Annotated in this window: 22 protein-coding genes; 11 read left to right on the top strand and 11 right to left on the bottom strand. The window is 72.0% G+C overall.

Annotated elements, in window-relative coordinates:
* Window positions 1-183 precede the first annotated feature (183 nt).
* Window positions 184-1161 carry a phosphotransferase family protein gene (locus tag OG896_RS10545; protein ID WP_329364436.1) on the bottom strand — a complete coding sequence of 326 codons (978 nt, stop codon included), beginning with the start codon at window positions 1159-1161 and terminating at the stop codon, window positions 184-186.
* 168 nt (window positions 1162-1329) lie between these two features.
* Between OG896_RS10545 and OG896_RS10540 the strand changes: the two genes are divergently transcribed.
* Window positions 1330-1998, top strand: a complete 669-nt coding sequence (locus OG896_RS10540; protein WP_329364434.1) for a class I SAM-dependent DNA methyltransferase — start codon at window positions 1330-1332, stop codon at window positions 1996-1998.
* 324 nt (window positions 1999-2322) lie between these two features.
* Here the strand turns inward: OG896_RS10540 and OG896_RS10535 are convergent, their stop codons facing one another.
* Window positions 2323-2736, bottom strand: coding sequence for a cytidine deaminase family protein (locus tag OG896_RS10535; protein ID WP_329364432.1), 414 nt, complete (start codon window positions 2734-2736; stop codon window positions 2323-2325).
* Window positions 2737-2905: 169 nt separating this feature from the next.
* Between OG896_RS10535 and OG896_RS10530 the strand changes: the two genes are divergently transcribed.
* Window positions 2906-3253: a VOC family protein gene (locus OG896_RS10530; RefSeq protein WP_329364430.1), complete on the top strand. Its 348-nt coding sequence runs from the start codon at window positions 2906-2908 to the stop codon at window positions 3251-3253.
* A gap of 160 nt (window positions 3254-3413) precedes the next feature.
* On the opposite strand, the gene OG896_RS10525 is transcribed toward OG896_RS10530, so the two are convergent.
* Complete coding sequence (locus OG896_RS10525; RefSeq protein ID WP_443057241.1) at window positions 3414-5840, bottom strand: endonuclease/exonuclease/phosphatase family protein; 2427 nt, start codon at window positions 5838-5840, stop codon at window positions 3414-3416.
* 844 nt (window positions 5841-6684) lie between these two features.
* The gene (locus tag OG896_RS10520; RefSeq protein ID WP_329364428.1) at window positions 6685-7389 is read right to left on the bottom strand and encodes a TetR/AcrR family transcriptional regulator; all 705 of its coding nucleotides are present in this window, start codon (window positions 7387-7389) and stop codon (window positions 6685-6687) included.
* 192 nt (window positions 7390-7581) lie between these two features.
* Between OG896_RS10520 and OG896_RS10515 the strand changes: the two genes are divergently transcribed.
* Window positions 7582-9006 carry an MFS transporter gene (locus OG896_RS10515; RefSeq protein WP_329364426.1) on the top strand — a complete coding sequence of 475 codons (1425 nt, stop codon included), beginning with the start codon at window positions 7582-7584 and terminating at the stop codon, window positions 9004-9006.
* A 113-nt stretch (window positions 9007-9119) separates the two neighbouring features.
* On the opposite strand, the gene cutA is transcribed toward OG896_RS10515, so the two are convergent.
* The 3 genes from cutA to OG896_RS10500 form a co-directional block, all read right to left on the bottom strand.
* Complete coding sequence (gene cutA, locus OG896_RS10510) at window positions 9120-9443, bottom strand: divalent-cation tolerance protein CutA (protein WP_329364424.1); 324 nt, start codon at window positions 9441-9443, stop codon at window positions 9120-9122.
* Window positions 9444-9518: 75 nt separating this feature from the next.
* Window positions 9519-11669 (bottom strand): family 16 glycoside hydrolase, encoded by a 2151-nt coding sequence (locus OG896_RS10505; RefSeq protein WP_329364422.1) that lies wholly within the window; start codon window positions 11667-11669, stop codon window positions 9519-9521.
* 403 nt (window positions 11670-12072) lie between these two features.
* Window positions 12073-12339 carry a helix-turn-helix domain-containing protein gene (locus OG896_RS10500; protein ID WP_328469754.1) on the bottom strand — a complete coding sequence of 89 codons (267 nt, stop codon included), beginning with the start codon at window positions 12337-12339 and terminating at the stop codon, window positions 12073-12075.
* A gap of 57 nt (window positions 12340-12396) precedes the next feature.
* Here OG896_RS10500 and map point away from each other — a divergent pair, with 57 nt between their 5' ends.
* From map to OG896_RS10460, 8 genes are all read left to right on the top strand, one after another.
* Window positions 12397-13164 (top strand): type I methionyl aminopeptidase, encoded by a 768-nt coding sequence (gene map / locus OG896_RS10495; RefSeq protein ID WP_329364419.1) that lies wholly within the window; start codon window positions 12397-12399, stop codon window positions 13162-13164.
* A gap of 203 nt (window positions 13165-13367) precedes the next feature.
* Window positions 13368-13976 (top strand): TlpA family protein disulfide reductase, encoded by a 609-nt coding sequence (locus tag OG896_RS10490; RefSeq protein WP_329364417.1) that lies wholly within the window; start codon window positions 13368-13370, stop codon window positions 13974-13976.
* 263 nt (window positions 13977-14239) lie between these two features.
* Window positions 14240-15826, top strand: coding sequence for a pyridoxal phosphate-dependent decarboxylase family protein (locus tag OG896_RS10485; RefSeq protein ID WP_329364415.1), 1587 nt, complete (start codon window positions 14240-14242; stop codon window positions 15824-15826).
* Window positions 15820-17379, top strand: a complete 1560-nt coding sequence (locus tag OG896_RS10480) for a hypothetical protein (RefSeq protein WP_329364413.1) — start codon at window positions 15820-15822, stop codon at window positions 17377-17379. Before OG896_RS10485 ends, OG896_RS10480 begins: the two co-directional genes overlap by 7 nt.
* Before the next feature lie 8 nt (window positions 17380-17387).
* Window positions 17388-17810 (top strand): hypothetical protein, encoded by a 423-nt coding sequence (locus OG896_RS10475; protein ID WP_329364411.1) that lies wholly within the window; start codon window positions 17388-17390, stop codon window positions 17808-17810.
* Window positions 17811-17899: 89 nt separating this feature from the next.
* Window positions 17900-18685, top strand: a complete 786-nt coding sequence (locus tag OG896_RS10470; protein WP_329364410.1) for a hypothetical protein — start codon at window positions 17900-17902, stop codon at window positions 18683-18685.
* Window positions 18682-19152 carry a hypothetical protein gene (locus OG896_RS10465; protein ID WP_329364408.1) on the top strand — a complete coding sequence of 157 codons (471 nt, stop codon included), beginning with the start codon at window positions 18682-18684 and terminating at the stop codon, window positions 19150-19152. Before OG896_RS10470 ends, OG896_RS10465 begins: the two co-directional genes overlap by 4 nt.
* A 10-nt stretch (window positions 19153-19162) precedes the next feature.
* The gene (locus tag OG896_RS10460; protein ID WP_329364406.1) at window positions 19163-19783 is read left to right on the top strand and encodes a hypothetical protein; all 621 of its coding nucleotides are present in this window, start codon (window positions 19163-19165) and stop codon (window positions 19781-19783) included.
* A gap of 46 nt (window positions 19784-19829) precedes the next feature.
* On the opposite strand, the gene OG896_RS10455 is transcribed toward OG896_RS10460, so the two are convergent.
* The 4 genes from OG896_RS10455 to OG896_RS10440 all read right to left on the bottom strand — a co-directional run bounded on the left by OG896_RS10455 (window position 19830) and on the right by OG896_RS10440 (window position 24220).
* Entirely contained in the window at window positions 19830-20684 is an 855-nt protein-coding gene (locus OG896_RS10455; RefSeq protein ID WP_329364404.1) for a GNAT family N-acetyltransferase, read from the bottom strand.
* Between the two features lie 152 nt (window positions 20685-20836).
* On the bottom strand, window positions 20837-22288 hold the full coding sequence (locus tag OG896_RS10450) for an amino acid permease (protein ID WP_328474546.1): 1452 nt from the start codon (window positions 22286-22288) through the stop codon (window positions 20837-20839).
* 136 nt (window positions 22289-22424) lie between these two features.
* Complete coding sequence (locus tag OG896_RS10445) at window positions 22425-23351, bottom strand: hypothetical protein (protein ID WP_329373875.1); 927 nt, start codon at window positions 23349-23351, stop codon at window positions 22425-22427.
* A gap of 425 nt (window positions 23352-23776) precedes the next feature.
* Window positions 23777-24220 carry a lamin tail domain-containing protein gene (locus OG896_RS10440; RefSeq protein ID WP_329364402.1) on the bottom strand — a complete coding sequence of 148 codons (444 nt, stop codon included), beginning with the start codon at window positions 24218-24220 and terminating at the stop codon, window positions 23777-23779.
* Between the last annotated feature and the right edge of the window lie 65 nt (window positions 24221-24285).

Here is a 24285-nt window from a genome sequence, read left to right as displayed (position 1 = left end):
GTTCGGCGGGGGCGTGGGAGGGCGCGCGGAGGTGCTCGGGGTGTGCGGGGGCGTAACGCGGGCCGGTAGGTGGTCCGTTGGGGATGCCGGTCGCCGTACCCGACTGGTGCGGTGGCGCGTTGCCGGTGGTGGGTTGCCGGTGGTGGGTTGCGGGCGGCGCGTGGTGGGCGGTGGGTGGCGCGCTCAGATCCGCCCGGAGGACGGGAGCGCGCGGTAGTGCGCGAGGCGGTCGTCGGTCCACGCGGTGTGGCGCGTGCGGAGCTCTGCCGGGGTGAGGTCGGTGCGCCCGAGATCCTGGTAGTTCGGGTACCAAGTCTCCACGGAGTGAAGCGAGTTGGTGAGGGCGAACAGGTCCCACAGCACCATGGCGGGCAGGTCCTGGCCGGCTGCCTCCTCGTACGCGGCCAGGAACGTCTCGGCCGCGGCCGGGCCGTGCAGCAGGACGAGGTCGAGCCTGCACCAGCTCACGTCGAAGCCGCGCGGTGCCAGCGAGGCGCCGGACCAGTCGATGACGCCGGTGAGCCGGTCCCCCTGCCACAGGACGTTGCCCGACCAGTAGTCGTAGTGCGTCAGGACCGGTGCTTCCTCGGTGAGGCGGTGGCCGTGGGAGGCCAGGATCGCCGAGGCAGGAGCGGGAGCGGGAGCGGGAGCGGGAGCGGTGCCGGTGCCCGGGTCGGAGGAGGCGGCGGCATGGGCGGAGGCGGCGTCCTTGATGGTCGCCATTCCGTCGCGCAGTCCGGTGAGCTCGTGGAGCGGGACCTCGTGGAGCCGGGCCAGGGTGCGGCCCAGTTGGACCGCCGCCACCTCGGGGGACGCCGGTGTGATGTCCGAGCGGCCCGGGAGACGGGTGATCAAGGTCGCGGGCTCGCCGAACCGCTCTCCTTCGGGGTCGGCGCCGAGCAGCCGAGGCGCCCAGCCGCCCAGCCCGTCGAGCGCCGCCAGGACGACGGCCGCCCGAGCGGCGGCGCGGTCGCCGGGCGGGTAGCGGTGCAGGATCATCTCGTGCGCCGGGTCCACGGTCTCCAGCAGGTGCGTGGCGGCGTGGGTGCCCCCGAGCAGTCGCCGTACGGTACGCGCGGAGGCTTCGGGTCCGGCGACTTCCGCCGCCCAGGTGAGCGCGGCGGCAGGCGGCTGGGAGTCGATCACGGGGTCAGTGTGCATGGCCGCAGTCCGCGGGGCCACCGGTTTCCGCGCCGTGGCGGCCGTGGTGGCCGTGGCCGCCGTTGCCGTTGCGCCCGATGGGGTGCGGGCGCGGCGGATTCCGCGTTCCCCGTGCACCGATCGCCTGTTGTCCTGCCGTCCCCAGGGCCGTCGTCCTATGGTGGGCCGATGCGTGCACACTCCGTTGACCGCCCGGCCGACCTCGACAAGGTTCGCGAGTCCTATGACCGGGTGGCGGACAACTACGTTCACATGGTGGCGACGACGGGGCTCGGCGACATCCGCCTCCAGCCCTGGCTCAAGGCGACCATGGACGCCTTCGCCGACACCGTGAGCGACGTCGGCCCGGTACTCGACGTCGGTTGCGGACCCGGAACGGTGACCGCCTACCTCGTCGAGCGCGGCCTGGACGCGTCCGGCGTCGATCTCTCGCCCCGCATGATCGAGAACGCCCGCCGGCTGCACCCGGAGTGCCGCTTCGACGTCGCCTCCGCCACCGAACTCGACCTCGCGGAAGGGTCCCTCGGCGGCGTGCTCGGATGGTGGTCGCTGTTCAACCTCCCGCGCGACGTCCTTCCGCAGGTGCTCGCCATGTTCGCGCGCGCCCTGAAGCCCGGCGGGCACTTCATCACCGCGACCCACGTCGGCGACGAGGACGCGGTGCGCACCGAGGCATACGGCGGCGTGTCCGTTCGGTGGACCACGCACAAGTGGCGGCCGGAAGAACTCGTGGACCTGATCGAACGGGCCGGCCTGAGCCTCGTCGCCGAACTCCGGCTCCCCGCCGACGAGCAGGTCGGCCCCGGGGTGGTCGTCGTCGCCAAACGCCCCGCCTGAGCCCGGGCGGCGGGAGAGGGGCATCACCCGGTGGACGTCAGGGAGCCGGTCGTACGGGTGCGGCGGGGGTGCGGCTGAGGGTCGGCGGGCGGCTCGGGTCGGTGAGGGTCTCGTACGGGGGCCGGCCGTCGAGCTGTTCGGTGGCCGGGGTGGCCGGGGTGGACGGGTCCCAGCCGCGGGCCGTGGCCTCGTCCGGGAAGGCCCGGGCCGCGCCGGGTTCGCGCAGGGTCAGCCAGGGGCCGCCCGCGGTGGCGATGGCGCCGGAGGGGGCGCAGTGGTCGGGGCTTCTTGTCGTCGCGCGCCATCGGTGGAGGGCAACCCCCGTCAGTCGGCGTCGAGTTGGTGGTCGGCCCAGACGTAGCTCTCGGGGAGCAGCGCGGTGATCGGGACGGCGCGGAGCTGGTCGCCGGCGCCGACGATGACGGTCAGGGCGGGGAAGTAGTCGAGGAGGACCTGGCGGCAGCGGCCGCACGGGGGCACGACGCCGCGCTCGCGGTCGCCCACGGCGACGATGGTGACCAGGTCGTCGATGCCCTGGGTGGCGGCTGTGCCGAGTGCGACCAGTTCCGCGCAGGGGCCGCCGGTGAAGTGGTAGACGTTCACCGCGGTGACGACGCGGCCGTCCCGCGCGCGGGCCGCGGCCGCCATGGTGTGGTTGTCGCCCCGGCAGGCCGTGGCCGCGACATCGGCCGCCGCCCGGATCAGTTCGTGGTCGACGCGATCGGTCGGTGTGGTCATCTGGTCCGCTTTCGTACGGTGCCGGGGGACGCGCCGGGGGACGCCGGTGCGGCGACCAGTCTGCCCTGTCGACGCGTCCGAGCGCGCCGGTGAACGTGCGTCGGTCAGCGCGCCGTAGTACTCCTGGAGGCACGCAAACACGTCCGTCCGTCCGTACTTGGAGTCGTCGATGACCGTTCGCCGGGTCGTGCCCAACATCCAGTCCGAAGCCGCGGGGGAGAGCCGGGAGTTCTACGGGCTGCTGGGCTTCGAGGAGGTCATGAACCACGGCTGGATCATGACGCTCGCCTCCCCGTCCAGCCCGGCCGCGCAGATCAGCATCATGAGCGAGGACAGGACCGCGCCCGTCCCCCCTGACCTGAGCGTCGAGGTGAGCGACGTGGACGCGGCCTACGCGCTCATGCGGGAGAGCGGCGCCGAGATCGTCCACCCGCTGCAGGACGAGGAGTGGGGCGTGCGGCGCTTCTTCGTCCGCGACCCCAGCGGACGGGTGGTCAACGTGCTGGGCCACCGCTGAGGTTCGCCGCGCGGGCGGCGGGCGGCGGGTACGGCAGTCGCGCGGCGGGTGGCCAACAGACGGCGGCGGCCACTTCCGACCGCCGCCACCCGTCAACAGGCCCCGCCCCTGACGGGCGTTGCCCGCGGCGTGCTGCGTGCTAGGCGTTACGCCGTACGCGTTACGGCTTGAGGCGGATGACCTGCGGGTCGTGGTCACTCGTCTGGTCGGCGAACTCGGAGTTGATGTGGACCACGTCGTAGTCCACGTGCTTGCCGAGGTTCGGGCTGACCAGGATGTGGTCGAGCACCTGGGAGTTGCCCTCGTAGACGTAGGAGTAACGCTCCGCGACCGGGAGGGTGTTGACCAGGTCGGTCAGCGCCTTGCCGTTGCCGGTGAGGGCGTACACCGCGGGCGAGAACTGGTAGTCGTTGAGGTCGCCGAGGGCGACGACGTCGGCCTTCGGGTCGGCGGCCTCCAACTGCTCCACGAAGTCGTGCTCGAGGATCGCCTGGCGCACCCGCTGCACCTCGGAGCTGCGCACCGGCGGCTGGAAGCGGCTGTCGACGCCCTGGTCGCCGCCCTTGCTGTCGAAGTGGTTCGCGATCACGAACAGCTTCTTGCCGCGGAAGGTGAACTCGCCCGCGAGCGGCTTGCGGCTGCTGTTCCACGCGGGGTCGTTCGGCGCGATCCGGCCGGGGGAGGCGGTGAGTTCGGTCTTGTCGCCCTTGCCGGTGATGCCGACCGCGGTGGTCGAGTCGCCGCCGGCGTGGTCGACGAAGCCGACCCGGGCCGGGTTGAAGAGGAACACCTGGCGGATGTTGCCGCCGGGCTCGCCGCCGTCCTTGTCGTTGACCGGGTCGATGCCGCGCCACTGGTAGTGCGGGCCGCCGGCCGCGGCGATCGCGGCGGTGAGCTTCGTCAGCGTCTGGTCGGCGGCCACCACGCCGTCGTCCTTCGCGCCGTCGTTGTCCTGGATCTCCTCGAGCGCCACCACGTCGGGCGAACGCAGGTTGGTGACCAGGCCCTTGGCCAGCGCGTCGAACTTCGACTGCGGGTTGTCGGGCGCCAGGTTCTCCACGTTGTACGTGGCGACGGTGGCCTGGTCCGACGACGCCTTCGCGGTGACCTCGGGCTTGATGCCGCCGCTCTTGACGGTGCCGAGGGTGCGCGCCTGGAGCGCGTACGTGCCGCCGAACTGGTTGTAGTCCAGCGGGCCGGTGGTGGTGCCCTTCAGCGTGTCGCCGACGTTCGCGGTCGGGAACGCGGAGGTGGAGGTCGGGATGAGCGACTGCACCATCAGCCGGCCGGAGTTGGGGTCGTCGTAGCCCTTGTAGAGGGTGCCGCCGCGCTTGGTCGGGTTCTGCTTCGGCTTCACCGTGACCCACAGCTCGGAGTACGGGTCGGTGGCGCCGACCACCCGGCTGTCGCCGATCTGGACGTTCATCCCTTCGAGGGAAGCGTACAAATCGAGCGCGTATTCGGACGGGCGCAGGGGGAAGCTCTCGATGGAACCGCCGCCCGCGCTGGGCGCGAAGGAGTCGGGCACCTTCTTGTCGTCGAGGACCACGGGGGCGGGCACCGGGTTGCCGCTGGAGATCTTGCTCACCGTGGGCTTGGTGATCTCCGTGACGGCCTGGCCTCCGGCGGTGGTTCCGCCCGGGTAGTAGTCCGAGACCGTACCGGCGACGGAGACGCTGTCGCCGACCGAGATCGTGGGAGTGGAGCTGGTGTAGACGTAGATTCCCTCGCTGGTGCGCGGGTCGTTGTCCGGGTGCGGGTCCTGGAACCAGAAGCCCTGCGACGAACCGTAGGCGCGCACGCCGGTGACGATGCCGGTCGCGCCGCTGATCGCCTTGCCCTCGTACGGCGACACCCGGGTGTCGCCCTGGATGTCGTGGATCTTCACCGTGGCCGGCGGTGACGTCGGCGGCGTGGTGGGCGGGGTGGTGGGCGGCGAGGTCGGGCCGCTGCCGCCGGTGCCCGCGGCGTTCTGCGGGGTCGGGTCGCCCGCGGTGAAGTCGGCCGCGTTGTCGTCGGTGTCGGTCAGCGTGGCATTGCGCGCCACCGACGCGGTGTTGCTCGCGCCGGCGGCCGGGCCGCTGCCCTCGTGCACCACGGCCGTGCCGTATCCGACCAGGTCCTTGACCCGGGAGTCCGCGGCGCAGTCCGCCGCCGTCACGCAGGTCAGCGGGTCGGCGCCCTGCACCAGGGCGATGGTGCCGGACGTGCCGGACATCGCGATGTTCCCGGTCGCGTCCGGCGCCGGCAGCGCGGTGCTGCCGCCGGTGCCGGCGGCCTCGCCGACCAGGTAGCGGCCGCCCGCGGCCAGCGACCCGGTCAGCGGGGTGGCCTGCCACTTGGAGGTCGCGGTCGGCGCGCCCGACAGGTACTGGATGCTGTAGTCGCTCAGATCCAGCGTGGCGGCACCGGAGTTGGCCAGCTCGACGAAGTCGTTGGTGTACGTGGCACCGGCGTTGCCGCCACCGCCGTACACCTCGGCGATCACGGCGTCGGCGGACGGCGTGGCGAAAGCGGAGTGGACGCCGATGCCCGCCAGGACGACGGCGCCGGCTATGCCGAACGGCAGGACCCGCTTGCGCAGCAGGGCCGAGCGCGGCGGGTGCGTGGCGGACGCGGCCTGCGCGGAAGGCGCGGCCTGCCCGGGCGTACCGGGTCTCGCGGGGCGCGAGGCGCCCTCAGGGGAGTGCGACACCGGAGGGGATCTCCTTTGTGCGGTGGGCGATTTACGGTGCCGCGGGCGCTACCGCCCCCGGGGAGGGAGGAGGAGACACGCGCGAACGCGCTCAAGATACGCGCGTAGATCTGGCCGCAGAAGGTACTTGGAGTTAATTCTCCGTGCCTGTCGCCGTGGGCCCGCTCACGGTGGGCGACGGACGCGGGGTCAGGAGGGGTGGGTGTCGCCGTCCGGGGCGCGCGGGGGGTGCGCGTTCCCGTCCGGGGTCCGGGGTCCGGGGCCTGCCGGAGCCGGCGTCCTTCGCCTCGGCTTCGAGGCGTTCGGCGGCCCACCGCGCCCACTTCGCGGTGGCGGCGGACAGGCGTACCCCCGGTTCCGCCACGTACGCGCCGAACCCGGAGCTGCCGGGGGCGGTCGCCAGGTCGCGCAACCGGCCGCTCTCCTCGGTCCGTTGGCGGTGGCACCGCTCCTCCGCCCGGGTCGGGCCGGCGGCGTCCTCCGGGGCGGGGGTGGACAACAGGAAGGCGCGGAGAGCGACTTCGCCGCGTACGGTGCGGCTCGGCTCGACCCCGGTCGGCCACGCCCGCGGTTCCGCCCGGCCGGCCTCGGTGACGTGGTAGCACCTGCGGCCCCACCGGCTCCCGGATCGGACCCCGGGACCGGGAGCCCGGACCGGACCTCGCCGGCGTGGACGCCGGGCCGTAGGAGAGCCGGCGCGGTCGGGGTCGGGGTCGGGTCGCGGTCGGGGTCGGGGCTATCCCGCCACCGGCTGCGACCCGCTCCGCAGGCCGCGCAGGCCGGTGACGATCAGCTCGATCCCGCGGCGGTAGTACAACTCGGCGCTCGCGCAATCGGCGAGCGGGCCGGCCGCGGCCACCACGTGCGGATAGCGGCGCGGCGAGAGGGAGTTCAGGTGGGCCCGCTTGGCGCGGACCGCGGCCTCCTGCTCCTCCGCGTCGCCCGAGGCGTGCCCGGGCTCGCCGATCACCAGGGTGATCAGTGACGCCAGGACGTGGCAGGAGCTGTCCGCGCCCCGCTGGACGTCCATCCCGGCGGAGCCGAGCTGGGCGAGCACCCGCTCGGTGATGTCCAGGCCCGGCTCGCTCCCGGTGATCCGGGTGAGCAGCAGCACGGCGGCGTTCGGATGCGGCACCAGCGCCTTGACCACGGCGGTCAGCACGCCCTCCAGCTGCTCGTACCAGGGCCGGTCGTCCGGCTCGGGCATCTCGACCGAGGCGAGCAGGCTCTCGGCGACCGCGTCGAGCAGGCCCTCCTTGTCCGGGAAGTGCCGGTAGAGCGCCATCGGTGTCACGTCGTGCTGCTGGGCGACCCGCCGGATCGTGACGGCGCCCAGGCCCTCCGTGTCGGTCAGGGACAAGGCCGTCGCGATCAGCTCGTCGCGGTTGAGTCGCTTCTGCGCGGCCATCTCTCGCCTTCCGATCAGCTCGGTTGTGTACATCGTACGCAGGGTCCGTACCCGTCGATCCCGCGCGCGGTCCGCGCCCGGCCACGGCGCCAGAGCACGTCACTAGGTATACGTCGTACACGTCTCATGTATGGTGACTCCGTAAGCATACGTCGTACACATTCGGCGTACCTGCTCCTTCCGGCCTGCCCGGATCTGCTCCCACCAGCTACCTGCGGAGACGCCATGCGACGCAGTCCCTGGGCCACGCTCACCGTGCTGGCCCTCGCTCAGTTCATCGTGGTGCTCGATGTGACGATCGTGAACGTCGCGCTCCCCGACATCCAGTCCGACCTCGGCTTCAGCACCGACGGCCTGCAATGGGTGATCAGCGGCTACACCCTCCTGTTCGGCGGATTCCTGTTGCTCGGCGGCCGCGCGGCCGACCTGCTGGGCGCCCGCCGGATCTTCGTCGCCGGGCTCGTCCTGTTCGGCGTGACCTCGCTGGCCGGCGGCCTGGCCGGCTCGCCCGGGCTGCTCGTCGCCGCCCGCGCGGTCCAGGGGCTGGGTGGCGCGATGCTCTCGCCGGCCGCGCTGTCCATCCTCACCGTCACCTTCGAGCACGGCCGCCGCCGCAACATCGCGATGGGCATCTGGGGCGGCCTGGCCGGACTCGGCGGCACCCTCGGGGTCGTCGCGGGCGGCGTGCTGGTGGACTCGTTCAGCTGGCGCTGGGTCTTCATCGTCAACGTGCCGATCGTGGTCGGCCTGGTGATCGCCGCGCCGCTGTTCGTACGGCACTTCCCGCGGCGCGCCGGTGCGCGCTCGTTCGACCTGCCGGGCGCGCTGCTCGGCACCGGCGGGCTGCTCGCGGTCGTCTACGGCGTGGTGCGCGCCGAGCCGGTCGGCTGGTCCTCGTTCGAGGTGATCGGCTGCCTGGTCGCAGGCGTCGCCATGCTCGCGGGCTTCCTGGTGGTCGAGTCCCGCGCGGCGGCGCCGCTCGTGCCGCTGCGGCTGCTGCGCTCCCGCGCGTTGAGCACGGCCGGCGGCGCGCTCGCGCTCAACGGGGCCGGCTTCCTGTCGATGTTCTTCCTCACCGCGATCTTCCTCCAGCAGGTCAGGCACGGCAGCGCGCTGCACGCGGGGGTCGAGTTCCTGCCGATGGGCGGCACCGCGATCTTCGGCGCGGTCGCGGCCACCCCGCTGGTCACCCGGTTCGGCACCCGCCCGGTGCAGATCGGTGGCGCGATGATGAGCACGGTGGGGCTGCTGCTGCTCACCGCGGCCGGCGCCGACGGGTCGTACGCCGGCCAACTCCTGCCCGGCCTGCTGCTGTTCGGCGCGGGCATCACGTCCGTGGCGGTACCCTCGCAGATCGCCGCGGTCGCCAACGTCTCCGCGCACGAGGCCGGCGCCGCCTCCGGTGTCGTCACCGCCTTCAACCAGGTCGGCGGCGCACTCGGGCTCGCCGTCGTCACCACGCTGTCCACCTCGAAGACCACCTCCGACCTCGCGCACGGCAGTTCCCAGTCCGACGCGCTGGTGGCCGGGTTCCACCGCGGACTGCTGGTCGCGGCCGCCTTCATGGTGGTGGCGATCGCGGTCACCGCGCTGTCGCCGCGGCTGGCGCCCAGCGCCGAGCAGATCGCCGAGGAGCCGGTGGCGGCGTAACGCCCGCAGGGACGCCTGCCCGTAGGCCCATCCGCCCGCCCGCCGGCCCGCCCGTACCTCCCGATCGATCGCGGGAGCGTACGGGCGGGCCGGCGGGCGGTGGCGGTGGCCGGTCAGCCCGCGGCCGTCTCCGCGTCGAGCCAGGCCAGGTACGGCGCGCTGCCGCGCTCGATCGGCACCGCGATGATCTCCGGAGTGTCGTACGTGTGGGCGGACTCGAGCAGTGCTTCGAGCGTGTCGTACCGCTCGGCCGGGGTCTTGAGGAGCACCCGCCACTCCTGCTCGGCCCGGACCTCGCCCTCCCACCAGTAGACGGAGCGGATCGGCCCGTCGATCTGCGCGCAGGCCGCGGCGCGGGCCTCGACCGCCACCCGTGCCAGCTGCTCGGCGCGTTCGGCGCTGTCGGTCGTGGTCTGCACGGTGACGTACCCGGACACGGGGCCTCCACAGGTCGGTTGGGCCGAGCGTAACGGCCCTCTCAACCGGTCGGCCCCGGTCAGCCGGTCAGCCGGTCACGTCGTGAGCGTCGCCACCGCGACCGCGTATCCGCCCAGCGGGTAGGAGTCGGCGCTGCTCCACTCGCCGCGGATCTCGCCGCCGGCCGACTTCTGGTCCACCACCCTGACGTGGGCGCCGCGCAGCCCGTCGATCGTGACGGTGACCGGCGCGTTGGTCTTGTTGACCAGCAGCACCTTGCGGCGGCCCCTGTCGACGAGCGCGAGGGCGTACACGTCGCCGGAGGGCTGGTCGGGGAGTTCGATCAGCCGGCTGCCGGGCCGGATCTCGTCGAGGATCAACTCCAGCACGCGATAACGCGCGTTGGGCCCGCCGGTCGTCCAGTCCAGCATCGACACCGACGGGTACTGGCTCGGGTAGCCCATCAACTGGCTCTCGCCCACGATGTCGATGCCCATCAGCGCGAGCCGGGCGAAGACGTAGGCGTAGAGCCCGCCGGAGAAGTTCCAGTACGCGTCGGGGATCGGCGCCGGGTCGGACTGGGTGGCAGAGTCGGGCAGGATCGTGCCCAACTCGTCGACAGTGGTGCGGACATCGGGTGCCAGCGAGGTACGGATCTGCTCGACCTGGGCGACGGTCGCGAGGAACCCGTCCGCCTGCGCGAAGCCGTCCGGCCCGTAGTCGTCCGCGGTGTCGGCGGAGTTGGGCACGGCGTAGAAGTGGTAGCTGATCAGGTCGAGCGGGACGCCCGGCCGGTGGTTGGCCCGGTCCAGGAAGTAGCGGTAGAAGTCGAAGCCGGCGGAGTTGCCGAGCGCCAGCGCGACGAACTTGGTGCGCGGTGACACCTCGTGGATCGCGGTGACGATCGCGTCGTACAGCTCCGTGTACTCCTGCGGGGTCATCGCGTGCTCGAAGTCGACCTCGTTGAGCACTTCCCAGTACGGCAGTTGGTAGTGGTACGGCGACCGGTGGAAGGCGCCGTACTCGTCGGTGAAGCCGCCGGCGGTGTACCAGGAGACCAGCCGCCGGTAGTAGTCGGCGACGACCGAGACCGGCACGGCCAGGCGCTGCCCCTGCGAGTAGCCGAAGTCCGGCGTGTCCGGGTCGTCCGGGTAGGCGACGGGCGCCGCCCAGCGGGACAGGTCGCCGGAGAAGTCGTCGGAGAGCAGCGTCGTCCCGTCGGCCGACGTCACGACGACGTTGTCGAAGTCGGCCGACTCCGAACCGTGTTCGCGGAACCCGACCGTTCCGGCGGCGAAGGTGTCGTCCTGCACGGTCAGCACGTCCGTGCCGTCCACGCTGACGGTCAGGGTGGAGCCGGCGGCGGTGGTGCGCACCTGGTAGGTCCGGCCGTCCTCGACCGCGAACGGCAGCGCGGTGGCCCGGACGGGGCCCGACTGGCCGTCCTTGAAGGGCACGAAGACGAGGTAGCCGCTCTGCGCCGGGGCGCTGTACGGGTAGTTCGACAGCAGGAACCCGTAGCCGTTGCCGGGGTCCCGCATCCGGACCGTCCAGCCCGCCTGCGCGTAGTCGGACCCGTCCTGCACGCCGGTCGCCCGCGGGGTGACGTCGACGGCGAAGGTGTAGTCGGTCCAGTCCGTGCCGCTCGCGGCGATGCCGATGTCGCCGCCGACCACGTGCAGCGCACCGTCCTCCAGCGTCCACGGCGTGGGCTGCCACATCCACTCCGGGATGGTGCTGAAGTTGAGGATCGTCGATCTGCCGCGGGTGGCCTTCTCGAAGTCCTCGACGAGCGGGTCGATGAGCGAGAAGTCCCAGCTGGTACGGCCGTCGGCCGGCGGTTCCAGCTCGGCCACCCCGAGCTTCGGGTAGGGGAACCACGGCACGAAGCGCACGTAGTCGGTGTCGAGGTTGCGCAGCGCGCGGTAGACGCTGTCGTGGATCGGCGACTCCCGGCGGATCTTGGGGTTCACCACGACCTGGAGCGTCGGCGTGGTCTTCGACACACGGCCGGCGGCGTGCCAGTCGATCGGCAGCGGCGCGGCGGCTCCCGCGGCGCCCTCGGCGTGTGCGGCGGTCGCGGGCAGCAGCGGGGCGGCCGCGGCGGCGGCACCGGCGGCGCCCAGGGACTTGAGCACCGTGCGGCGGGCGGGCGCCGCCGGGTTGCCCGCCGGGCGGGCCGGATCGGTCGGGCGGGTCGGATCGGTCGGATGGGTCGGATGGGTCGGATCGGTCGGGCGGTCCATGTCGGCTCCTGTCGCATCAGGTCATGAACATGACAGTTCCGCCCGAAGGGCGCCGGGCGCCTCGCGTCTCGAACGGTCGCGCACGGGAGGGGTGCGCGGCTCCCACGATAGGTGTGAAACGATTCATAATGGCGGAACGACGCGAGACTATGTGCTGTGCCGCGCGAGCGTCCAGGGTCCGGCGCCCCATATCTGTGCCAACGGTGGTGGGGGAGGCGGCGGTTGGAGGCGGGCTGCGCGGACGGGTCGGGCCGGCCGGTCCAGGGGTGGCGGGCCGCGGGGTGAAACGTTTGCATGGAGGCCGGGTGCGCGGGCCGGCTCGGGTTCGCCGCGGTGGTGGCGTCGGACGGGTTCCCGGGTGCGGGGCGCCGGGTGCTGGAGACCGGGTGTCGGGCGCCGGGTGCTAGGCGGTCAGGGCTTCGGGCTCCGGTGGGCTGCACTCGGCGGCCAGGCGGTCGGCGGACAGGCCGAGGGCGTTGGCGAGGGCGGTGATCGTGAAGAAGGCCGGGGTGGGGGCGCGGCCGGTCTCGATCTTGCGCAGCGTCTCCGCGGAGATGCCGGCCGCGGCCGCGACGGCGGTCATGCTCCGGTCGCCGCGGGCTGCGCGGAGCAAGGCGCCGAGGCGTTCGCCACGGGCCCGCTCCTCGGGGGTCAGGGGATTGCGCACCATGGACGTGATACTAATACCGGGATAGTTATCCGGTATGAGAATGGGGAGGCGCGTTCCATGGTCGAGATCAAGACGGACGCGGCATTGGACGCGATGCGCGAGGCCGGGCGGGTGGTGGCCGACGCGCTCGGCGCCACGCGGTCGGCCGCGGCGGTCGGCGTATCGCTCACCGAGCTGGACGAGGTGGCCCGCGCGGTGCTGGCCGAAGCGGGCGCGGGCTCGCCGTTCCTCGGGTACCGGCCGTCGTTCGCGTCCGTGCCGTTCCCCGCGGTGATCTGCGCCTCGGTCAACGACGCCGTGGCGCACGGCATCCCGGACGGCTACCGGCTGCGCGACGGCGACCTGGTCAGCATCGACTGCGGCGCCGAACTGGACGGCTGGACCGGCGACGCCGCGATCAGCTTCATCGTCGGCACGCCCCGCCCCGAGGACGTCGCGCTGATCGACGCCACCCAGCGCGCGCTCGACGCGGGGATCGCCGCCGCGGTGGCCGGCAACCGGATCGGCGACATCTCGTACGCGGTGGGCGAGGTGGCCGACGCGGCCGGCTGCGGCATGCCCCCGGACTTCGGCGGGCACGGCATCGGGCGGCGGATGCACGAGGACCCGCACGTGCCCGGGCGCGGCCGCCCCGGCCGCGGCTTCCCGCTGCGGCACGGCCTCACGCTGGCGATCGAGCCGATGCTGATGTCCGGCGGGCGCAACGCCTACTTCACCGCCGACGACGGATGGACCCTGCGCACCACCGACGGCAGCCGTGCCGCGCACATCGAACACACCGTCGCCGTCACCCCGTCCGGCCCGCGGGTGCTGACGCTGCCGTGACCGCCCTGCCGCACGCTGCGTCGCGTGGTGGGGCCACGCGGAGCGCGTGCGTGCGGATCAGGCGCCGACCCGAACCCGGCGCAGGCGAGGGCGAGTTCGAACCCGGCGCGGGCGAGGGCGAGTTCGAACCCGGCCCGGGCGAAGGCGAGTTCGAACCCGGCCCGGATGAAGGGGAGTTCGGACCCTGTGCGAGGCTGGGCGGCGTGATCCGGATTCCCCGTCGGGAAGCGCCGCGCCGGCCGGGCCGGGTGCGGTGGAGCCGTACCCCGCGAACGCTGCTCGTCGCGTCGGCCGTTGCCCCGTTGCTCGCCGCGTGCGGGGGCGGCGGCGGTTCCACGTCGGCCGGCACCGACGACCTCGCGCCGATCGCCGCCACCCGGCGCGTGGCGGCGCCCGACCTGGCGGGCAGCACGCTGAGCGGCGGCCGCGACAGCCTCGCCGCGTACAAGGGCCACGTGGTGGTGATCAACATCTGGTCCAGCAACTGCGGTCCCTGCCGCGCGGAAGCGCCCGGGCTGGCCGCGGTCGCCGCGTCCACCCGCGCGCAGGGTGTGCGGTTCCTCGGTATCGACACCCGCGACTACTCGCGGACGAACGGCGCGGCCTTCGCGAAGCGGTTTGCCCTGCCCTACCCGAGCCTGTTCGACCCGTCCGGGCGGGAGGTGCTGAAGTTCCCCAGGAACAGCGTCAATCCGCAGAGCGTGCCGGCCACCGTCGTGATCGACGCGCAAGGCAGGATCGCGGCCCGCGCGTTGCACATCCTCGGCGAGGCGGACCTGCGGCGGATGCTCCGGCCGTTCCTCCCCGCGTAGCCGTTCCTCCCCGCGTAGGCCTCCCTCGCCACGCAGCCGTCGTCGGGCGCCGTGCCTACGGTGTCCGGACTGCCGCGGTCGCCGTGGTCCGCGTCCCCATCCACCCCCTCGCGGGCGTCCGTTTCGCACACCCGCGCGCAACTGCGCCCGGATTGGGCCGTACGGGCGAATCTCGCACCCTATGTGAGTGAAGCGCGTAGACGTCCACGGAACGGCGTTGCCATCCTCCGAGCAGCAGGACGCTGTATCGAGGGGGACCACGCATGGCAGAGCCCCATGCGGCCGCGGTAGGGGCCGCGGGTCGCATTCCGTCGCAGCAGTCGGAGCCGTACGCCGAGCCGTACACCGAGTCGCGCGACGCGGACGAGCCTGCCCAAGGCCCACCGGAGGCAGCCGCGTTCGGTCCCGCGCACTTCCGTACGGCCGCCGAGCGCACCCTCGGACAGCTGGCCCGGCACATCGGCGACCACTCCGTGCGCGGTCTCGAACTGACCGACCCGCGGGTGCTGGCCAAGACCGCGCGCTCGCTGATGACGCGGGAGCGCGAGCGGGTCGCCGGCTTCGACGGGGACCGGCTGGCCGCGATCGTCGACCTCTACCTGGAGACCGGCATCCAGGTGCACTCGCCGGGTGCGATGGGCCGGCAGTTCACCGGCTCGGTGCCGCTCGCGGCCGTCGTGGAGTTCGCCGGATCGGTGGCCAACCAGCCCTCGTCGTTCTACGAGGCCGCCCAACTGCCCAAAGTGGCCGAGCAGATCATGGCCGCCGAGCTCAACGCGTACATCGGCTGGGACCCCGGGCGGTTCTGCATGACCACCACGTCGGGCGGTTCGCTGGCCAACCTGACCGCGCTGCTGGCCGCCCGCAACCGCGCCTTCCCGGGCTTCTGGGCCGACGGCGCCGCCGCGTTCGGCGGGCGCGGGGCCCGGCCGGCGATCGCGATCGGCGCCGACGCCCACTACAGCGTGGCCCGGGCGGCCGGCGTGATCGGCGTCGGCGAGTCCCAGATCGTCCGGCTGCCGCTCAACGCCGCCAAGCAGATCGACCCCGACGCGGCCCGCACCACGCTCGACGCCGCCAAGGCCCGCGGCCTGGACGTCTTCTGCCTGGTCGCCTCGGCCGGCACCACCGCGCTCGGTGCGTTCGACCCGCTGGACGAACTCGGCGACCTGGCAACGGAGATGGGCTTGTGGCTGCACGTCGACGGTGCCCACGGCGCGAGCCTGCTCCTCTCCGGGCGGCTGCGGCACCGGCTGCGCGGCATCGAGAAGGCCGACTCGCTCACCTGGGACGCGCACAAGATGATGTTCGTGCCCGCGCCGTGCACCCTGCTCTTCCACCGGGACAAGGACGCCGGCGCCGGCGCCTTCCGGCAGCGGGCCAGCTACGTCTTCGACGACGAGCCCGACCTCTACACCGCGCTCGACAGCGGCGACCGGAACCTGGAGTGCACCAAGCGCCCCATGATCATGCCGCTGTGGGTGCTGTGGGCGGTCTACGGGCCGGCGCTGTTCGCCGAGCGGATCGAGCAGCTGTGCCGGCTCACCGAGCGGGCATACCAACTGGTCCGCGCCGCGCCGGACTTCGAGGCGCTGCACCACCCGGAGGCGAACATCCTGTGCTTCCGGCACCGCCCGCCCGGGCTGCCCGAGCACCACGTGCACCGCCACCAGATCGCGATCAGGGACCGGATCAAGGCCCGCGGCGACTTCTTCATCTCGAAGGTCGACGTCGACGGGACCGCCGCGCTGCGCGTCGTGCTGATGAACCACCGGACCACCGCCGACCACTTCCGGACCCTGCTCGCGGAGATCCGGACGGCCGGCCAGGGAGTTGAGCGAGCATGCTGACCGAGAACACCACCGCGGCCGGCCGCACCGAGCTGGTGAGGCGGCTGATCCCCGACCTCGACCACCGCCCGGCGAGCATCGAGCAGGTCTCCCGACTCCCCTCCTTCCTGAGCGTGTTGCGGGCCTGCGAGCAGACGCTCGGCACCCCGTACAGCGCGGTGGACCACGAGATGCAGGACACGCTGGTGCTCCGCCGGCTGCAGCAGATGGTGCACACCGTGCGGCTCAACCCGCTGTGGCGCGAGCGGCTGGCCGGGGCCGGAGTGCCCGACACCCCGGCGACGTACGACGAGTGGCAGCGGGTACCGCTCGCCGACAAGGACACCCAGCGCGAGTTGTTCATGGGCGAACGGCCCGGGCTGGTCGTGCCCCTGACCCGCGGCGGCTTCGAGATCGTCGCCAGCGGCGGCACCAGCGGCGGCCTGCCGGTCGAAACGGTCTACTCGCTACGGGAGTTGCAGGACACCTACCGGCTGGCCGGCGACTTCATCGGCCGGCACATGCTCGCCCCCCACCTCACCGGCGACGACCCGAAGTGGCTGTTCACCACGCTCGCCGACTACCAGATGTGGAGCAGCGGCACCATGGTCGGCGGTGTCCTGCAGAGCGTGCCGGGCGTCAACTACATCGGCGCCGGCCCGGTCGGCACCGCCGTCATCGAGCAGATGTTCTCCTACCCCGGCCCCAAGGCGCTGATGGGCATCACCGCCGGCATCGCGATCCTCACCGAACTCGGCGCCGGCATGAGCCGTCCGGCCAAGGAGAGCTTCCGGGTGGCGATGTACGGCAGCGGGGTGCTCGCCAGGCGCAAGCGCGCCGAACTCAAGGCGATGTACCCGAACCTGTCCATCCTCAGCTACTTCGCCGCCACCCAGGCCGAGACCATCGGCCTGCAACTGAGCGAGTCCTCAGCATGGTTGGCGGCCGTGCCCGGACTGCACCTGGTGGAGATCGTGGACGACAGCGGCCGCTGGGTGCCGGAGGGGGCGGAGGGCGAACTCGTCGTCACCCGCCTGCACGCCCACGAGGCCCCGCTGCTGCGGCTCAAGCTCGGCGACCGGATGATCCGCCGGCCCAGGACCGACGAACCGGGCCTGCGCACCCAGCGGTTCGAGTTCGCCGGCCGCAGCGGCGACGTCCTGCACCTGGGCGACACGCAGTACGCCGCCGCCCGCGCCTACGCCGCACTGCGCGACCGGCTGCGGGCCGGGAGGGTGCTGGACCTCGACGAGGCCGCGCACGACGTGCAGTTCGTCAACCACCGCGAGTCGAAGCTGCTCACCCTGCTCGCCGCCGTCGACGACGTGCCCGGCGCCGCCTACCGGCTGGACGAGGCGCTGGGCGCGCACGGCGTGCAGCGCGCGTTCGCCGAGAGCCTGCCGCTGGCCCTGTCCGTGTACAACCAGTGGGAGGCCGACCCGGTGTCGATCGCGAAGAGCGGATACCGCTTCGACCTGCGGTTCGTGCCCCGCGACTCGCCGGAGATCGAGCACACCGCCGTCGGCAAGGTGCCGCTGGTGCGGGACGTTAGGGCCGACTGGACCGCCCGGTGAGGCCCCGCGTGCAGCCGCAGGTGAACATCGCGGTCGCCGTGGACGTGGTCGGGGCGCTCTCCACGGGCACCCTGCGCGGCGGCCACCTCTGCCTGATGGACGACAGCGGGTGCGACAGCCAGGGGCAGGGCACCCCCGACCTGTGCACGGTGGTACGCCCCGGCCAGGTCGTCCAGTGGTCGGCCGTGCCGCTGGACGTGCAGACGCCGGTGGCGATCCGACGCATCGTGTTCCTCGGCCCGGAGCAGGGGGAGTCGGGGGACGTGGGGGAGGTCCCGGAGAGCGCCCGACCGGACCTGGCGGTCTGGTCCGGCGTGGTCCCCGCCGACATGCCGCGCGGTGTGCCGCAGCGCTACCGGCTGGAACTCCGCATGTCCGGGGGCGAGTCGAGCCTCGCGTACGTCGACACCCCGTCGCTGCTGTGCCCGTAGGAACGCTGCGCACCGCACACCGTGCACCTCGGACCACACACCGCACGCCGCGCACCGCGCCCGTACAAGGAAGATGGAAGGTGGGCCGTATGAACCAGCAAGTGGCGGTCGTCGTGCTGGTGGACGTCGCCGCCGCCCTGGAGAGCCGGACCCTGGAGGGCAGCATCCACCTCCTCGACAACGCGCGGCTCCAGGGCTCGGTCGGCCAGGGCAGCGCGGACCTGATCACCGCGATCAACGGCAGCTACTGGAGCGACGGTTCGCAGGCCGACGAGCAGGTGATCAACTGGGCGCTGTACAGCCTCGGTTCGATCCCGCCGACCGTCCCGCGCGGCTACCTCGCGGCCGAACGCGGCCGTGGCACCGCCAGGACCCCGGCCCGCGCGGGCGGCACGTCGGGCGGCAAGCCGGTGGGCAAACCGGGCGGCAAGCCGGTCGGCCGGGTCGCCGACATCACCGGCGGGCTCCACACCCCGAGGTCCGGCTGGTTCCCCGCGGGCCACGCCCACCCCGAGCCGGTGCTCGGTGCCATCGTCGGCGAGGCGGTCGACAAGGGCGTGCTCCACCCGGCGGTCTACGGCTCGCCCGACCAGGTCACCGACGGCTGGTACTGGTCCGCGTCCGTCGACACCACCCGGCCGGGCACGTACGGCTACACGATGCGGATCGAGCTGCACGAACCGGTGGAGAGCGACGGGCAGTGGAGATGGGAGCCGGTGCGGCTGGCGTACGACTCGGCGGTCAGGATCAGGACCGCCCCGAAGCGCAACGGGTTCACCAAGGCCGGACTGGGGACGCTGCCGATCCGCGCAGCCGCCGCCGGGTTCGGCACAGGCGCGGCGGACTGCCGCAAGCCGGAAGGGGATGGGCGATGACCGCGGCGAAGCACCAGACGAGCGGGGCGGGTTCGGCCGGCGGAGGCCGGGGCCGGGACGACGAACGGCGGCCGATCTCGATCGCCGCGGTGATCGACGTGGTGGGCGCGCTCGCCACGGGCGCCCTGCACCGCAACCTGTACCTCTACGACACCGGGAAGGCGGCCGGCTCGACCGGTCACGGCACCGAGCAACTGCGTACCGTGGTCCGGGCCGGCGACCAACTCCTCTGGTCCGCGATCCCGTTGGAGTGCGAGGCGTATCTGGCCATCGACGCCGTCGAGATCGACCCGTCGGTGTGCGAGCCGGTCCGGAAGATCTACCCGGGCACCGACATCTCGTACTGGACCGGCACTGTGAAGAAGGACGCCATCCCGGCCACGCCGTACCGCATCGCGTTCCTGCTGGGCAGCAGAACCGAGCCGATGGTCACCGAACTGTCGCCGCTGCTGGCCTGGGAGAGGTGACCGCACCGCCATGAGACCCGCCACGACGTCGGCCGGGCAGCGGCGCGACCCCGACGGCCCCGGCTCCGGTTCCGGTTCCGACCAGCGCGGTCGGCCCGACCCCGACCGTCCTTACCCCGGTCAACTCAACTCCGTCCAGCTCAACGTCGTCACCTTCGTGGACGTGGCCAAGGCCACCGCCGCCCGCTCCCTGGACGGCGCCGTCTTCATGATGGACAACAGCGTCGGCGGCGCGGGCCAGGGCACCGCCGACCTGCGGACGGTCTGCAAGCAGGGCCAGGTGCTCAACTGGATCGTCCGGCCGATCGCCATGTCGCCTCGCCCGGACGGCAGTTGGCCACCGCTGCCCAGGATCGGCGGGGTGGTCTTCCTCGACGGCGAGGAGGGCGACGAGGACGTCGTCGCCGAGGTGAAGGTCTGCACCGACCTGAAGAGGTACGGCGTGCCCGACCGGATGCGGGACCCGTACACCCCGGTCTACTGCTACTGGGCCGGAGCGGTGGTCGCCACTCTCGCCCCCGGCCGCTACCCCTACCGGCTCACGGTCGAGCTCGAACAGGACGGCAGGAAGGAGCGGTTGTACCTGGACTCGCCGGGGCGGCCGTCGATCGAGGTCGTGCCGGTCGGCTGATCCGTCATGCGGCCCGTCCGATCGGCCGTGCCGGTCAGCAGTGCCGTCAGCCGAGTTCGAGGGACGTGGTGCCGTAGACCGCCTCGACGCGGCTCACCGGCGCCGTGCCGCTGTACATCCGCAGGCACTCCGAACTGGCGGTCAGGCCGCGGTCGGCGGCGAGCTTCGCCGCTGCCGGGTACAGGTCGGGGATGTCGATGGACACCTCCGCCTCGGGCGGCAGGGTGGCGACGAGGGCGTCGAAGAGGACGCCGGCCTCCTCGGCGGTGTCCGCGAACAGCGGTCCGACGCGGTGGCCTTGGTGTGCCGGGCGGATGACGCCGTACCCGCGGACGCCGCCGTCGGGGCCGAGCAGCACCCGGGCGGTGTGGCCGTCGTCGGTGAGCCAGCGGGACACGAAGTCGGCGCGGGCGGCGGGGAAGCAGCCGCGGTCGTACGCCGCGATCGCCCGGTGGTGGTGCGGCTGCACCGCGAGGACGGCGGGGTCCGTCGCCGCACCGGCCGTGCGCGGACGGCCGGTGTGGCGGACGTTGCGGTAGGCCGGGGCGAACCCGGCACGCGCGTAGGTGGCTTGCTGCGCCGGAACCCCGTCGAGGCCGATCACCCGGCCCTCGGCGTGGGGCAGCGCGGCGTTCCAGGTGGCGAGGCCGAGGCCGGTGCCGCGGTGGTCGGGATGGACCAGGTAGTAGCCGAGGAAGGCGTACTCGGGGGAGTACACCACGACCGAGACGGCCGACACGACGCGGCCGTCCAGCCGGCCGACGAAGAAGCCGGCCGGATCGCTGGGGAGGAAGTGGGCCGCGTCGCCGTGGCCGGGGTTCCAGCCCTCGCCGGCGGTCCACGCCACGATCTCGTCCCACTCGGCAGCCGTCGCCTGGGTGACAGTGAGGTCGTCCCGCACGTTCCTCTCCTTCCGCCGGCATGGTGCCGGTCCGCCGGCGCGCTGCCGGTCCTCTGCCGGGCCGCTCCGCCTGGTCGTCCTGCTGGATCGTCCCGCTGGAACTCCCTGCTTGGCTACTGCCTGGTCCGGTGCGCCGGCGCGGTGACCGCCGCTCAGACCAGGTCCATCGCCGCGACCTCGTCGGGACCGCCGTAACTGACCGGTCCGTGGAAGGACTTGCGGGCCGTGGCGAACCACCACAGCGTCGCGATCACCAGGACCGCCGCGAGGGCGATCGGTGCGTAGTTGAACGTGCTCGCGGTGATCGGGGTGGCCTGCGGCAGCATGAACAGCACGTTGCTGGTGATGATCCACAGTACCGCGACGATGCCGACCGGCTTGCTCCAGCGGCCGAGGTGCCACGGGCCGGCGGCGAACTCGTCCTTCAGGCGCAGCCGCAGGAAGATCGGGATGCCGTAGGAGAGGAACAGGCCCACCACGTTGACGCTGACCACGGCGCTGAACGCGGTGTGCGACCACCAGCCCGGCAGCACCAGCACCAGCGAGGAGGCCGCGGCCAGCCAGACCGCCTTGACGGGCGTGCGGGTGCGCGGGGAGACGGAGTGCCACAGCCGCGAGCCGGGCATGGCACCGTCCCGCGAGAACGCGAAGATCATGCGGGTGTTGGAGGTCATGTTGGCCAGGCCGCAGAAGAGCATGGCGCCGATGATGATGACCAGGATCGCCTTGGACAGGCCCTGGCCGAGCGCGTCGATCAGGATCTGGACCGGCGGCGCGGACGACGTGACCTCGCTGCCGTAGTCACGGATCGAGTACACCAGCGCGACCATGAGGATCAGGCCGGTGATCGCCGAGTAGCCGATGGCGCGCACGATGCCCTTGGGGGCGTTGACGGTGGCCTGGACGGTCTCCTCGGACATGTGGAAGCTGCCGTCGAAGCCGGTGAAGGTCCAGCTCGTGACCAGCAGACCGAGCAGCCCGGCGTAGATCGCGCTGTGGAAGCCGGTGGTGTTGACGTAGTGGAAGGCGTAGCTCGCGTGCTGGTGGTGCGAGGGCACCGAGATCAGCGAGATCACGATCACCAGCAGGCCGATGATCAGCCACCACACGGAGATCCGGTTGATGAGGGCGACCAACCGCACGGTGTACGTGTTGAGCAGCGCGTGGACCAGCAGGATGGCCGCGGTGATCAGCACGGTCTTCTTGAGCGTGGGCGTGTAGTCCCACTGCATGGCTATGTACGACTGGATGAAGGTCGCGGCGGCGTAGTCGGTGGCGGCGGTGCCGGCCACCTGGCCGATGAAGTTGAGCCAGCCGGTGTACCAGGACCAGGCGCCGTTGTGCCGCTTGGCGAGCTTGCCCGCGGAGAAGTACAGCGCGCCGCTGGTCGGGTACGCCGAGGCGATCTCGCCCATGGCGGCCCCGACGAAGAGCACCATCACCGACACCCCGATCCAGCCGAAGATCAGGATGCGCGGGCCGCCGCCGGCCATTCCCATCCCGAACGCCGAGAAGATGCCGGAAATGATGTTGATGATGGTGAAAGAGATCGCGAAATTGTCGAATGCCCGGAATCGCCGGGTCAATTTCCGCGGGTAGCCCATCGCATGCAGCGTGGCGTCGTCGTCCAGGGCGATCGGTGCCGCCTGGTCCGTTCTCCTGTCGCGGCTGGTCACTGCTGGGTCAGACATGCGAACCGTCCATTCTGGTGGGATCTGGTCGACCGGTACCGGTATGGGCTCACGGACCGCCGGGCACGGTGAGGCCGCATGCCTCTCGGGCCTTCGTGAGCTGTTCCTCCGGGGCGCCGAACGCGCTCCAGGGCATGCGTGAGGCATACGGGCCCATCAACATGAAGGCCGCCCGCGCCTCGAACTCCTTGCGCGCCATGACCAGCGCGTGCGCGAGGTACGACAGATCCACCACCGGCGTGAACCGGTAACCGGCCACGTTCGGGAGCCACTTGTGGTAAATGCTCAACGCCGCGGTGCTCCACGGCGGTTGCTCCCACATCTTGTAGGCGAGTGGTGCCGACGGGTTGTAGTTCTCGACCAGGGCCACCAGAGGGAGCAGCGACAGCGGTGATCCGCTGGGGGCCCGTTGACTCAGGAAGGCGGCCACGTCCCAGACTTCGGACGCGCGACCGCCGTTGCGGGGGAAGTAGATGGACAGGAAGCGGTGGTGCGCTTCGCGGTTCCAGGGGTCGAGCCGCAGGATGTGGGACAGCAGCCGCCAGGGTCCGGGCGGCGCGGTCAGCAGGCCCTGTGGGGCCGGGTCGAACGACCGATGGAAGCGGGCCAGGGCGAGTTGGGCCACCCATGGGGTCGGGTCCTGCGGTGCGTGGCCGGCCGCCTGCTGGCAGGCGGCCAGGGCTATCCGGGACAGCGCGGTGGCGCGGTCGTCCTTGCTGTCCGCGGCGCGCAGGGCCCGCAGGACGGCGACCCGGGCCCACAGCAGCGCCGACTCGGCGCAGGGCTCCTCGGCGACCCAACGCTCCGTCAGGTCCGAGTCCCATGCCTCGGAGGCGAGCACCAGCGAGCGATGCGCGCGTAAGCCGAAGTCGTCCTGCGTCTCCCGCAGGGTTTCGGAGGCGCTCAGGTAGCGGCCCGCCTGCACATCCACGCAGGCGTCGGCCAACTGCCGGTCGTCGGCGGCGGAGTGCCAGATGTACCGTCCTTCGAAGGACGGGTGCCGCGGCTTCTTTCGTGGCTCGCGCTGGTGCCGGCTACTCACCGTGCATCCCCGTCCTCAGTCTCCATCGTCGGCGCGTGTGTCGGTCGCCAGTAGAAGCCGTCTCCCCGGTGGGGCGGGGGTGGTCACGGCTGTCAGAACGCGCCAAAACGGAAATTCCGCCCTGAGCCGCGCTTGGCCCGGGAATTACTCGGAGTTGACGGGGGCTGACTCTACGAGTGGGTTTCCCGGCGTGTCAAATACCTGCTAACGCCGTCTCACCCGCCACTCGCCTTTGTGTCTTTGATACTCCATGGATACCAAAACGTCCCTCCGAAACGGCGGAGGGACGGCGATCGTCACGACGATCCGCCGCCCCTCCTGGTGGCCCGTTCCGCCCTACCCGGCGGTTGGTCGAGGCGTCAGCACATTTTGTACGCGACCCGCGTCGAGTTGTACGAGCAGGTGTCGATCTTGGTGCCCTTGGAAGACCTGAGCGTGGCCGTGTCCTTGTCGTTGTTCCAGACGTACGCGGAACGACCCTGATACCGGTTGGCGGCCGTGTTGCTCCCCTTGCCGGTGTGTATGGTCACGGTTTTGTGAGCGCCAAGTGTGTAAGTGGTGAAGGTGTACTTGTGCTTCGACGCATCCGTTAGGGTCCAACCTTTCAGACTCGCCGACTTGCCGGTGGTGTTGGATATCTGCACGTACTCCGCGTTGAGGCTCGCGTTCGTCCGCCGGTCCACCCCCGGGCTGTTGTAGTAGATCTTGTGCAAGTGCACGGACCCGGCCGACGCGCTCGCCGGAGTCGGCACGAGCAGCGCCCCGGCGACGGCCGCACCGGCCACGGACCCGGCGGCGAGCATGCGAAAGCGATTCATGATGTCCCTGACGTCCCCTGATCGATCCCGGGTGCCCCCCTGGCGAACCC

The organism is Streptomyces sp. NBC_00669 (genome assembly GCF_036226785.1).
Taxonomy (GTDB): Bacteria; Actinomycetota; Actinomycetes; order Streptomycetales; family Streptomycetaceae; genus Actinacidiphila.
Note: the sequence above shows the minus strand (reverse complement) of the source record. Positions and strands in the feature narration are given on the sequence as shown.